Raw genomic sequence first — 13,183 nt, 5'->3', positions numbered from 1 at the left:
ATAACCTTTTTAATAACTTACAACTCAAAAACGAACCTTAACATAGATAGTCAAAATAACTCGAATATTTTATTAACACTTACTTTGTCGCTATTTCAATGGCATATCTAGATAAGTAACCAGCACCACTTCAAGCGGCACTTATTAGAAGCGATCTAAGCAGATAATGTTAAACTAACGTATTATTCAGAATACGGGCTTGCTTTTTCTGAGTCATCTGACGATTTAAAGCGCTGCCCTTCAAAATAAGCAAAAGCTGTACTAAAAGCAGTTTCTTGAAAGTTTTTCAAGCCAGTATCACGAAAATCAATATTAACTAAGCTTTTTGCTAATGCTGATTTAATAAAACTTGCCGAGAGTATTTCCACCTCTAAATCGCTAATTAACTGAATCGCCGCTTCTAATTTGAAACCGACCGGTCCACCAGCAAACTTACCTTTTAATGCGCGGCCTTTAATAACCACTTTTTCGATTTTGTAATCAGACATTAATTTAGCAAAATCAAACTGAAACTTACGTATCTCTTCAGCGTTACTGGCATTTACTAAGGTTAATTTAGGTACCCTAATTTTAGGTAAGTCATACAAACCATTTTCTAATGACATGACACAAACAATAGCATCATTACCTTTTAATTCAATCCCACAAATTCTCATAGTAATACCTCAAAAACAAATTGTGCTAATTATAAAAAACTTTTCAACTAATTGCTTGTTATCTCTTAATTAAAATCAATAAAGTTATTTAATGAAACCATCTACATATCTCGGTATGATTAAAACACTTCGTGCCTAGTTCTCTTAATTTGAAATCTTATGAAAAAAACATGTATTGTCACCGGCGGTAGCTCAGGTATTGGTTTAAGTATTGTTAAAACGTTTATAGCTGACGGTTATCATGTGTTTAATTTAGATATACAGCCAAGTGATATTGGTGAATTTATTTTTTGTGATGTCAGCAAAGTACAAGAAGTAACCAAAGTAATTACTCAACTCTGTCAAAATACGGCTATTGATGTGTTAATTTCAAACGCAGGTATGCATTTTTCAGCAACCATTGAAAACACCTCTGAAGCTGAATTTGATAAGGTCTTTGATCTCAATGTTAAAGGCGCTTATGCTGCAATTAAAGCGGTATTACCTTCAATGAAAGCCAATAACCAAGGGGTTATTTTACTAATTTCATCAGAGCAGGCACTGGTCGCGAAACAAAACTCTTTTGCTTATAACTTAAGTAAAGCTGCATTAGCTTCTATGGCTAAAACGACAGCCCTTGATTACGCTAAATGTAATATTCGTGCAAATGCTATTTGCCCTGGTACGATAGAAACACCGTTATATCACAAAGCAATTGATAACTACTGTGAAAAATCAGGAGCTGATAAACAAACAGTACATCAAGAAGAAGCTCAACTACAACCGTTAGGCCGTTTAGGGCAACCTCAAGAAGTGGCTGATTTTGCACTATTTTTAGCAAGCGACAAAGCGTCGTTTATTACTGGTAGTTTACAAGTAATGGACGGCGGCTACACTGCACAGTAGCGGAAACCAGGATAAAATCAAACATGGCGGCAGATATTCAATCAACAAAACTAAACATTATCGACCCGCATATCCATTTGTTTGATTTAAACCAAGGCGATTATCATTGGTTAAAATCAGCTAATCCCCCTTTTTGGCCCGATAAACACCTTATTCAGCAGAATTTTTCAGAAGCAGATTTATCACTTTCCAACAACTTACAATTAGCGGGTTTTGTTCATATTGAAGCGGGTTTTGATAACAAACAACCTTGGCGAGAGTTACACTGGTTAGAGCAAACCTGCAAATTACCTTTTCGAAGTATTGCTTTTATTGATATCAACCAAAGCCCAATTAACTTTACACTTGAGTTAACAAAACTAAGCCAGTTTTCATCTTTTGTCGGTGTTCGTTATATTTTTGAAGATGACAACACCTTAACTACCCTAAGCAAGGAGCAAGTACTAACTAACTTAAAACTACTTGCTGAACGCGCGCTTATTTTTGAATTACAAATGCCATTCGATAACATTGATGCGATAAAACTTATAAGCCAGTTATTAACTCAACTACCAAAGCTCAAGGTAATTATTAATCATGGCGGTTTTCCAGAGCCTGATTCTGAAAGCCAATTTAAACAATGGCAAACGGTTATTCAGCAATTCAGTCAGTTTAGTTGCTGCGCCATTAAATGTTCTGGCTGGGAAATGCAAAATCGTCATTACACGGTAAACTGGCAAGAAAAGGTGATTAATCATTGCTTAGCTTGTTTTGGTGAAGACAGAGTCATGTTAGCCAGTAATTTCCCGTTAACCTTGTTTAGCCAACCTTATCCCGCGTATTGGCAAGCTTATGCGGAACAACTAACGTTAGCCCCTAAATTATTGGAAAAACTCTGCTTTACGAATAGTTATCACTGGTATAATTTTGACAACTTATTTTAAAACCCAACTAAACGTAAATAAAAAGGCTGATTTATGACTTACGATAAATACGTATAATAAATCAGCCTTATTCTTTAACCGTTACTGTTTCTGCTCGATGCTGCCCTAACTGGTTATATAACCAAATTGAAGCAACTTACTTGATTATTTCACGGTAATATGTGGTGAACGTTTAACAACATCATCATTCAACTCAATGCCAATACCTGGAGTTTCTGATACTTTAAAAATACCATTTTTAGGTTGTGGATCTTGAATACATAACTCGCGGTTCCATGATTTAATCGCATAAGTATGGTGTTCATGTATTAAAAAGTTTGGAATGGCGGTTTCTAAATGTAATGAGGCTGCTGTTGCCACTGGCCCACCACACACATGCGCTTGCACACGAATATCGTAAACATCAGCATAATCACAAACTTTTTTCGCTTCTGTAAAGCCGCCACATAGCCCAACATCCGGTTGTAATACATCAATACTTTGATCTTCAAAATACTGGCGCACATCCCAGCGATGATATAAACGTTCACCGCCAGCAATCGGTACATTCACGTTATCAGCCACTTTTTTATGAACTTTCGAGTTTAAATAATTGACTGGCTCTTCGTACATCATACAGCCAACTTCTTCAATTATAGCTCCCATTTGAATAGCAGAAGCTGCGCCCATTAATGAATGCGACTCAAAAATAATATCAACATCTTCACCAACAGCATCACGAATAGCGCGTAGTCTATCACCAAATAAACGCATTTGCGGTTTAGTAAATAATTTAGTGCGATCAAACGATGAATCACCGTTAGCATCATAAACAATCGGGTCAACTTTTACCGCGTCATAGCCTTCAGCCACCGCTTTTAATGCCGCTTCCGCATATTCTTCTGGTAATAGTAATTTTTTACATTCTTTATCCCAGTCAAACTGTAATTGGCTAGCATAAGTACGTAGTTCGTCATTTACTTTACCACCTAATAATTGATAAACCGGTACGCCTAACGCTTTACCTTTAATATCCCAAAGAGCGGTATCAATAGCACTCATCGCGGCATATAACACAGGTCCACCACCTAAGCCCCAAAAACTTTCGCGCAACATACGTGACCATAACTTTTCTGTTTGAAATGGGTCGTAACCAATAAGTACCGCTTCAACAATCTCTTTGATCATCGCCGCAGCAGCACTGTGCCCCCAATCGTAAGCAAGGCCTGCTTCACCAACACCGGTGATCCCTTCATCAGTATGAACACGAATAAAGACCGGATTCCATGGTGGGCGCTCCGGACAATGAATATCAAAAATTTCTACATGGGTAATTTTCATTTTATTCTCTTAATGTGGTTTTCTCCCATTTGGGAGAATGAATGTCTATATTTGTTTGAATTATCTGTTTGTTATTCGGCAAATGATGGATCGGCGTTATACACTTTACGTAACATGGCGGGCCACGATTTTTGTCCACCGGTTAAGCCCGTATGAACAACCGCAGCTTGCGCTTTAATACCATCAACAATACTTTGATCAACCATGACAGGTTTCATACCGGTTGCCATAATTTGCAATTGCACTTGGCAAGCGCGTGTTAAATCGTACATGTGCATAAAGGCATCACCAACGGTTTTCCCTACGGTTAAACCACCATGATTTCGTAACAACATAAAGTTTTTATCGCCTAAGTCTTTTTGTAGCCGTAAGCGTTCACTATGATCAACCGCTAAACCTTCGTAATCATGATAACTCATCGACGCTAAGGCAAACATGGCGTATTGGCTTAAGGGCAACAAACCTTCTTCTAAACTGGCAACTGCTATCGTTTCGTTGGTATGCAAGTGTAAAACACACATAGCATCATGGCGTACTTGATGGACAGCACTATGAATAGTGAAGCCTGCGGGATTAATTTCAAACGGGCTGTTTTTATCTAAAACATTACCATCAATATCAATCTTCACTAAATTTGAAGCGGTTATTTCATCAAAGGTTAAACCAAATGCGTTAATTAAATACTCGTCGGTGTCAGGAATACGTACTGAGATATGGGTATAAATCATATCGTCCCAGCCATACATAGCCACTAAACGATAACAAGCGGCTAAATCAACTCTTGCTTGCCATTCAACTTCGGAGACTGTTGATTTAACCTCGTATTTAGGTAATTTTAATTGTGCTTCTAACCTTGATGACATGCTGTATCAATTCCAAAATATAAGTTTTGTTGAATAAATTTATTCGCTAATTATAAATGATTTAAGCTGATGACTAAACTGATAGCTTGCTTTATACCATTCCGTATAAAGAAGTGCTCACTTTCTTATACGGATTGGTATTACATTAATTCTCTAATGATCGCGATAATGATCAAAGCAAAAACAGCATAACGAGCAATTTTGCTCAGTTTAGCTTGTTGTTCTGGCTCCATAGGTTTGGCATGCTTTTCACCAAAAAACACCATCAAAGCAACACCTAATAATACCATGGCTAATATCGTTAGTAGTACCAATGCTCATACTCCGACTTAACAAAAATCTCATCCTACCATCAACCCAACTAAAAAAGCAGTGATTGACTCAAGATTCTTATGATATAACATGATGTTATCTAGGGTCTGTTGATCTTTGTTTATATTTTCAGCAATAGGCTATTTTAAGTGATAGCAAAGCAGAATGAACGTTGTTTGGTTATTCCAAATAAGTGAAATTCTAATGCAGCTAGCGCAAAAAATAGCCATTGCCCTGTGGGCTGAGGCTAAAATCGCTTTACTCGGCGTTAAAAATTATTGGTTTAGATGACTAAACGACATAATTTCAGCCTTGATTAAAACGATTTTATCTCTCAGCTGAATTATTAAACAAAGATAAACAGACCCTAACTACCCCTTAATTTAAAGGGTTTAGCTTCATTTATTTTCTATCACAACGGAACGGAACCCATGCTCAAATCCATATTAACCACAGCTATTTGTTCTTCTTTTTTATTACTTGCTGGCTGTCAAAATAGCCAAACCAATCAAGCTACGGTAGCAGCAACACAAACAGACTTAGTCTCTGGTATTAATTTATCCTATATCGACAAAACGGTACGCCCACAAGATAACTTTTATCTTTATGTTAATGGCGGCTGGCTAAAAGATGCCCAAATTCCCGCTGATAAAACCGCCATTGGCGCTTTTTATGATTTACGTGATAACGCTGATGATGATGTAAAAGCCATAATTGAAGAGCTTGCTAGCAGACAGCACTTAGTGCCTGGCTCTGACGAACAAAAAGTAGGCGATTTATTCCGCTCTTACATGGACCAAGAAACACGTGAGCAGCTTGGTTTAAGTCCAATTCAACCACTATTAGATGAAGTAAATCAGTTAACCAACAAAACCCAGTTAATTGAATTTTTTGGTAAAAACCAAGCCAAAGGCATCACTAGCCCCATGTATGTTTATATTAGTGTTGATGCTAAAGATTCTAGCAATTATGCCACTCATATTTGGCAAGGTGGCTTAGCGTTGCCAGATAGGGACTATTATTTTAACCAAGGAGAGCGCTTTAAAGCTTTACGTGCTGGCTATTTAAAACATATTGAAAATGTCTATCAATTAGTTGGTTTAAATAACGGCGCACAAGCCGCCCAAACCATTTTAGATCTTGAAACCAAGCTCGCGAGTTACCACTGGACCAAAGTTCAATCTCGCGATAGTGTCAAACGTTATAATAAATTTGCCACCGACAAACTAAACCAGGTTGCTGCTGAAATAGATTGGCCTGCTTACTTAACAGCACAAGGTGCGGCTTCACAAGCAAACATTATTATTAACCAACCTGATTTTATTCAAGGATTTGGCAAAGTATTAACTGAAACACCATTAGCCGATTGGCAAACGTACCTAACCTTCCATACCATTAGCTCTTACGCGAGTTATTTAACCCAAGCTTTAGATGATGAAAACTTTGACTTTTTCTCAAAACAATTAGGCGGTTTAGAACAACAAAAACCACAATGGAAACGTGGCGTGAAACTGGTTAACAGTACGCTCGGTGAAGTGATCGGTAAAGTTTATGTTAGCCGACATTTTAAACCTGAAGCTAAAACTCGCATGATCGAATTAGTAGAAAATTTAAGAACCGCTTATGGTAAAAGTATTGATACCTTAGATTGGATGTCTGAAGACACCAAAAAACAAGCGCATATCAAGCTTGCTGCTTTTACACCCAAAATTGGCTACCCTGATCGCTGGGAAGATTATTCAGCGTTAACCATAAAAGCTGACCGTTTAGTTGACAATATTATTCACGCCTCTGAAATCGCGCATCAAAAAGAAGTCGCTAAACTTGGTGGACCAATTCATACATGGGAATGGGGCATGACACCACAAACCGTCAATGCTTATTACAACCCAACGGTTAATGAAATTGTTTTCCCTGCTGCTATTCTACAACCACCTTTCTTTAATATTGCTGCCGATGATGCGGTAAATTATGGCGGCATTGGCGCTGTTATTGGCCACGAAATGGGGCATGGTTTTGACGACCAAGGCAGCCGCTATGATGATAAAGGCAACTTACGAGATTGGTGGACCGAGCAAGATTTAGCTGAATTTACCCGCCGTGGTAAAAATTTAATTGAGCAATACAATAACTACCAAGTACTCGATGATTTACACATTAATGGTAATTTAACCTTAGGTGAAAACATTGGCGACTTATCTGGTTTAACCATTGCTTATAAGGCTTATAAAGCGTCTTTAAATGGTAAAGAAGCACCGATTATTGATGGTTTAACCGGTGACCAGCGTTTCTTTTTAGGTTTTACCCAAATTTGGCGCTCGAAAAAAGTTGAAAAATCTATTCGAAATGCCATTGCTACCGATCCTCATTCACCAGGCGAGTTCCGCGCTATTGGCTCATTATCTAACATGGATGAATTTTATCAGGCTTACGATGTTAAACCCGGTGATGCTATGTATATCGCCCCTGAAAAACGGGTGAAAATTTGGTAACATAAACGCGTATTAACAATAAAAGCGGCTGGATTAAAGTCGCTTTCATTGTTCACTTCGTTACGTTATAACAACTCCTTATCCGCTTACCAAGTTAACTTAAGCACCGCAAACAACAACTCACCATCGGTTTTTAAATCGTGATAAATAAGATTAACGCTTAATTGCTCCGAAATAAGCCAGCTGGCTCGATAATCCACTTCATTAGTGCTTTGGCTAAAATTAACCGCTCTAATAGCTAACACTAGGTCAGTTATACCTAAATAGTTGACCCTTACAGCTAATGCCCTTTGATTGGCTACTCCATCAATCGTATAAAATTCTGCTGAAGTAAAATATGGTCCGCCACCAAAGCCATCATTAACGGTACCGAAAACATGGTTATAAGCGCTTTCAAAAATAAAATCGGCCACTTGATAACTCGCCATTATGCCGTAAAAACGGCCACTTTCCCCCGAATGAGTTTCGCTTCTATCACGCTGTTTTCCCAGCTGTAACCCTAACGATAAATGATTTTTTTCATAGCTCGCATCAAGATAAAATAAATCGACAAAGTCACCCGCGTGATAATACCAAGACTGAATAGCAATACTTTCTAGCCCTTGATAGATAGCACCAACAGCCGTGATGCCATATTCACCATTGATGTCAGTAAAAGACTCTGGCTGCGCACTATCAACACCTGCCCATTGTTTAAAGTGTAAGAGAAACAAAGAAGTATCTTGTATATCGTGATTATTTACCATAATTCCGGAGAACGTATTTGGCACCATACGGTAATCATCGGTATCAGCAAAAGGAGAATCAAACTGAAATCGGCCGGTTTTAATCAAAGTATTATTAATACTCGCTTGAATAAAAACCTCGCCTAACAGAGTGTAGTCCTGATGATCAGAAGCGAAAAAATCAACATGTTGATTATCAAACAATTTATGGGTAGTAAAAATAGTTGCGCCGGCATGAATACCATGCCAATCTGCAGTTTCACCTCCAATCTTACCGCCTAACGCATTACTTGTTGTTTGCTCATTTTCGTTATCTTTCCCACTAAGGTAGGCAGCACGAAACTCACCAAAAACAATCGCTTGGTGATCAGTAGCTTGCGCATAATTAAATAACAATACGAGAAAAATAAAAGCGATTATTAATTTCACCGCCATCTTCCTTACTAAATTTAAAGATTTTTCAAAAGGCTTATAGTTGAATATAGCTTTACAATACTAATTAGGGCTAGATATTTTTGTATGATGTTAAGCAAGCCACACTTTTATTAAAGCCTTGCTCGTTGCTATACAACCAATAACTGGCTAGAGGGAGAAAAATTCGATTGATTATTCCTGATAAAAACAAGTAGCTGCCGCCAGGTAAATAAAGAAGATAACCGCTCAAGATAGCGATTGTTCTTACTTCACATTAGCGCTGATTTACATATCCAATAAACGAATAGAAATGGCAGCGGCAGAGGTACGATTATCAACTCCTAGCTTTTTATAAATCTGCTCTAAGTGTTTATTTACCGTGCGTGGGCTCATAGTTAATATTTGAGATATTTCCCAACTGGTTTTACCGTATGAAAGCCAGTATAAAACCTCAGACTCTCGTTTAGTTATAGGTAAATTTTCTTGTAAATGTTGCGCTGTTTTTTCTTCTTTAGCTTCAACAATACTTAATAAATGCGTTTGGTCTTGTTGGCGCTCATAAAATACTTTTAAGGGTTGAGCAAAACAAGTTACCGTTAATTCTGTTTTATCACCAGTAACCGCTAAAGGCAGCCATGGTTGTATAACCAAAGCTAATGATGCCCAAGGGCTTTTATCTTCAGCTGATATTTGTTCTATTAATTCATGAACATGAGGGGTTGCCCACGATAATCGCCCTTCACCGCTAACACTAAAAACATTATTACCGGCATGATCTAAAGCATCTTGCGCACTAAGGGCTAATTTAGCGGTTTGCACATGGGTTTTTATCCGAGCAATCACCTCATCCGGTGAAATCGGCTTGGTAACATAATCGACCCCACCCGCCTCAAAGCCTTTCACAACATCTTCAACATCGGTTAAACCTGTCATAAAAATAATGGGCGTATTAGGCAGTACTTGTTTTAGTTTTCGACAAGTTTCAAAACCGTCCATCTCAGGCATTACCGCATCTAGCAGCACCACATCAGGCTGTACTTTTTCAACAATAGCTAAAGCTTGCAGGCCATTAAGTGCTACTAACGCCGTATAACCTTGGGTATTTAATGCAACATTTAACATGCCTAATGATTCAGGTGAGTCATCAACCACTAATACCACGTCACTCATCTTATTTGTCATTATTTAGCTCTCGTAAATATTGAATAATTTGTGGAAAATTACACTGTTCAATATATTCTTTAATTTGTGATTGTACATCTGGTGGAAAATAAGCCTGCTCAGCAATTTCAGCAAATTTATCATTAAACCCTGATAAATAGCCAATTTCAGCTAAAGCCATTAGCTCTTGATATTGTTCTATATTTACTGGCGATTTGGCAACCACATCAGCTTCAGTACTTTCTTTTAAATTGTTTGAAAGTTTTTTGTACTGCCATTGTAAATTTAATAATTGCCCTATTTTACCCAATAAAGCATCTAAATTAACCGGCTTAGCAATATAACCATCATGATAGCCTTTTGCTGCCAAATTAAACTCAGTATCACGAGCATTCGCCGAAACCATTAGCACTGGCATAAAATGTTTTTTCTCGCGCAATAATTTCACCATTTGCCAACCATCCATATTTGGCATTCGCACATCAAGTATAATTAGATCAATCGCTTGCTGATTAATTTTAACAAAGCCTTGCTCGGCATCGGCGGCTAATTCAACTTTAAAGCCAAGAGGTACTAATAAATCACTCATTAATCGATGTTGATTAATGTCGTCATCAACCACCAAAATAGTTTTGCGATCACCGAGATAAGCAATGGCTTGCTGATTTTTTTGCTCTGGTGTTTTATGGCTATGATGAACTTTAGGTAACATTAAGCGTAAATTAAACGTTGAACCTTGCCCTAAGGCACTGGTTAAAGTGATCTCACCACCCATCAACTCAGTTAACGAGCGTGAAATAGTTAACCCTAAGCCAGTACCACCAAGTGCTTGTGTATGTGAGTTACGAATTTGTTCAAACGGTTGAAAAATTAATTCTTGATTACTTTCTGAAATACCAACACCAGTATCTTTAACACTAAAATTTGCGACTTCACTGCGATAGCCAACTGCAAAAGTTACGGAACCTTTTTCAGTATATTTTATAGCATTCGAAATAAGGTTAATGAGAATTTGTCGAAAACGCTGTTTATCGGTAACAACAAAATCAGGTAAATTATCATCAAAATGATGATAAAACTTTATGCCTTTTTGGCTTGCTTGCATTTGGAACATATCCACCAATTGCTGCAAAATCGCTTTTAAATTAAATTCATCACGATGCAAGGTTAAACGGCCTGCTTCAATTTTTGAAATTTCTAACAAGCCTTCAATTAAATCCGCTAAATGCTCACCATTACGCCTAACAATTCCTAAGGTTTCTCGTTGTCGAACCGGTAAAGACTCATCTTGGCTAAGTAATTGCGCATAACCTAATAAGACATTAAGCGGCGTTCTTAATTCATGGCTCAAACCAGCTAAATATCGGCTTTTAGCTTGGTTCGCTGATTCCGCTATTTCTTTTGCGTATTGTAATGCTTGCGAGGTTTTTTCATGAGCATTAATTTCTTTTGCCAAAGCATTGGTTTGCGAGCGAAGCTCTTTTAGCGCTAATCGGTTGCCACTGCGCGCTAAAATAAATAACCAGCTGACAACACCAATAATAATCAATAATAAGAAAAATATTTTGACCAAGGTGCTGGCAAATACTTGTTTTACCGCCCCTTCAACAGGTACTTGTAAATAAATTAAAAATAGAATGCCCGCACCAATAAAGCTTAAACCTAAAGTTATAGCGACAAATTGCGCCATAGGTGTGGTCATAATGCGTAATAATTCAGTGGTTAAAAAGCGGTTAAAAAAGTGATGTGATTGCTTAGATAAAGTCGCTTCTGGACGACATTTGTCGCCACAGCGAACATCTAAAGAACAGCACAAAGAACAAATTGGATTTTTATAAGCCGGACAAAATGTCATGTCTTCATGTTCAAATTCATTTTCACAGATATGGCATTTAACAATTGCCGGTAATATGACATGCGTTTTTGGTACTAAATAGAATTTTCCTTTGGTTAATACACCAATTAACGGCACCGTAAGAAAAGGTAAAAAGCAGGCGACAAACGACGCTAATGCTTCTACAGTTTCGCCATACCAGCCAAAATGAGCAGTAAACCCCGCAAATGAGGCAATAAACATTGAGCCAACCCCAACCGGATTGATGTCGTATAAATGTGAACGCTTAAATTCAATATGTTTTGGACTGATCCCTAAAGGTTTATTGATGATCAAATCGGCGACTACCGAGCTTAACCAAGCTAACACTAAGACCGAATATACCGACAACATGTTTTCTATTGTTTGGTAAATACCTAATTCCATTAACAATAAAGCAATAGCCACATTAAACACCATCCACACCACTCGTCCAGGGTGACTATGTGTGACACGGGAGAAAAAATTTGACCACGCTAACGAGCCCGCATAAGCATTGGCCACATTAATTTTTAATTGGGAGATCACCACAAAAGAACAAGCAACAATCACACTTATCGCAGGGTTATCAAAAACATAACTAAAGGCTAAGTTATACATATGAGCAGGATCATCAGCTAACTCAATACTCACCCCTTGCTGCAAGGCAAAATACGCAAGAAAAGAACCTAAAAATAGTTTTAACGCACCAAAAATAATCCAGCCAGGGCCTGCAGAAACTAAAGCAACCCACCAGCGCCATTGCCCTGTTTTCGGTTTTTCAGGTAAAAAACGTAAAAAATCAACTTGCTCACCAATTTGTGCCACTAACGATAATAAAACCGCAGACGCCCCACCAAATAACAGAATATTAAAAGACGAACCACTTTCACCCGCCATGCCGGTAAAACTTAACCATTCTTGAACGTTGCTATCAGGATGGCTAAAAACATAAAACAAAGGCAGCAGCTGTAGTGCAATCCACAATGGCTGAGTCCACACTTGAAAACGACTGATATAAGAAATACCGTGAGTAACTAGGGGTAGCACCACCAAGGCACTAACAACATAAGCAATAGATAACGGTAAACCAAACAGGATTTTCAAAGCCATCGACATGATCGCAGCTTCTAAAGCAAAAAAGATAAAAGTAAATGAAGCGTAAATTAAAGAGGCAATTGTGGAGCCAATATAACCAAAACCGGCACCACGGCTTAATAAGTCGATATCAACACCATATTTAGCCGCGTAATAACTGATCGGCAAGCCGGTTAAAAACACCACAAATACAATCGCTAAAATTGCCCATGCCGAATTTTCAAAACCAAAATTAAGGGTAATGGCACCACCAATCGCTTCTAATACTAAAAAAGAGACAATACCTAAAGCGGTACCGGCAATACGGTTCAGTGACCACTGCCGAGAGCGTTTTGCGGTAAAACGCAAAGCAAAATCTTCCATCATTTCATTGGCGACAAGTTTGTTATAGGTTCTTCGTCTTGGCAGTATTTTTTGATTTGATTGCATGGATGACTTTTACAACAGTTGAGATGTTTAGAGGCTACAAGCTACCTAGAAGC

At 38.0% G+C, this 13,183-nt stretch carries 11 protein-coding genes; 4 read left to right on the top strand and 7 right to left on the bottom strand.

Features of this window, described 5'->3' with window-relative positions:
* Positions 1–182: 182 nt before the first annotated feature.
* A complete protein-coding gene (locus tag ACSLUO_RS02825) occupies positions 183–656 on the bottom strand; it encodes a DUF3010 family protein (protein ID WP_448245997.1) in 474 nt (157 codons plus the stop codon).
* Between the two features lie 159 nt (positions 657–815).
* Between ACSLUO_RS02825 and ACSLUO_RS02820 the strand changes: the two genes are divergently transcribed.
* On the top strand, positions 816–1,541 hold the full coding sequence (locus ACSLUO_RS02820) for an SDR family NAD(P)-dependent oxidoreductase (protein ID WP_448245995.1): 726 nt from the start codon (positions 816–818) through the stop codon (positions 1,539–1,541).
* Between the two features lie 23 nt (positions 1,542–1,564).
* Complete coding sequence (locus ACSLUO_RS02815) at positions 1,565–2,464, top strand: amidohydrolase family protein (RefSeq protein WP_448245994.1); 900 nt, start codon at positions 1,565–1,567, stop codon at positions 2,462–2,464.
* A 144-nt stretch (positions 2,465–2,608) separates the two neighbouring features.
* Here the strand turns inward: ACSLUO_RS02815 and ACSLUO_RS02810 are convergent, their stop codons facing one another.
* The 3 genes from ACSLUO_RS02810 to ACSLUO_RS02800 form a co-directional block, all read right to left on the bottom strand.
* A complete protein-coding gene (locus tag ACSLUO_RS02810) occupies positions 2,609–3,784 on the bottom strand; it encodes a mandelate racemase/muconate lactonizing enzyme family protein (RefSeq protein WP_448245992.1) in 1,176 nt (391 codons plus the stop codon).
* A gap of 71 nt (positions 3,785–3,855) precedes the next feature.
* Complete coding sequence (locus ACSLUO_RS02805) at positions 3,856–4,647, bottom strand: class II aldolase/adducin family protein (protein WP_448245991.1); 792 nt, start codon at positions 4,645–4,647, stop codon at positions 3,856–3,858.
* Positions 4,648–4,787: 140 nt separating this feature from the next.
* Positions 4,788–4,961: a hypothetical protein gene (locus ACSLUO_RS02800; protein ID WP_448245989.1), complete on the bottom strand. Its 174-nt coding sequence runs from the start codon at positions 4,959–4,961 to the stop codon at positions 4,788–4,790.
* Positions 4,962–5,124: 163 nt separating this feature from the next.
* Here ACSLUO_RS02800 and ACSLUO_RS02795 point away from each other — a divergent pair, with 163 nt between their 5' ends.
* Both ACSLUO_RS02795 and ACSLUO_RS02790 read left to right on the top strand, forming a co-directional pair.
* On the top strand, positions 5,125–5,250 hold the full coding sequence (locus tag ACSLUO_RS02795; protein WP_448245987.1) for a hypothetical protein: 126 nt from the start codon (positions 5,125–5,127) through the stop codon (positions 5,248–5,250).
* A 140-nt stretch (positions 5,251–5,390) separates the two neighbouring features.
* Entirely contained in the window at positions 5,391–7,451 is a 2,061-nt protein-coding gene (locus tag ACSLUO_RS02790) for a M13 family metallopeptidase (protein WP_448245985.1), read from the top strand.
* An 86-nt stretch (positions 7,452–7,537) separates the two neighbouring features.
* On the opposite strand, the gene ACSLUO_RS02785 is transcribed toward ACSLUO_RS02790, so the two are convergent.
* The 3 genes from ACSLUO_RS02785 to ACSLUO_RS02775 form a co-directional block, all read right to left on the bottom strand.
* A complete protein-coding gene (locus ACSLUO_RS02785) occupies positions 7,538–8,605 on the bottom strand; it encodes an OprD family outer membrane porin (protein WP_448245984.1) in 1,068 nt (355 codons plus the stop codon).
* Positions 8,606–8,875: 270 nt separating this feature from the next.
* Positions 8,876–9,772, bottom strand: coding sequence for a response regulator (locus ACSLUO_RS02780; protein ID WP_448245982.1), 897 nt, complete (start codon positions 9,770–9,772; stop codon positions 8,876–8,878).
* Positions 9,762–13,130: an ATP-binding protein gene (locus tag ACSLUO_RS02775; protein WP_448245980.1), complete on the bottom strand. Its 3,369-nt coding sequence runs from the start codon at positions 13,128–13,130 to the stop codon at positions 9,762–9,764. The genes ACSLUO_RS02780 and ACSLUO_RS02775 overlap by 11 nt, the downstream gene beginning before the upstream one ends.
* Positions 13,131–13,183: the final 53 nt, after the last annotated feature.

The organism is Thalassotalea agariperforans, assembly GCF_053470345.1.
The sequence above is the reverse complement of the archived record's forward strand: the minus strand, read 5'-3'. Positions and strand labels throughout refer to the sequence as shown.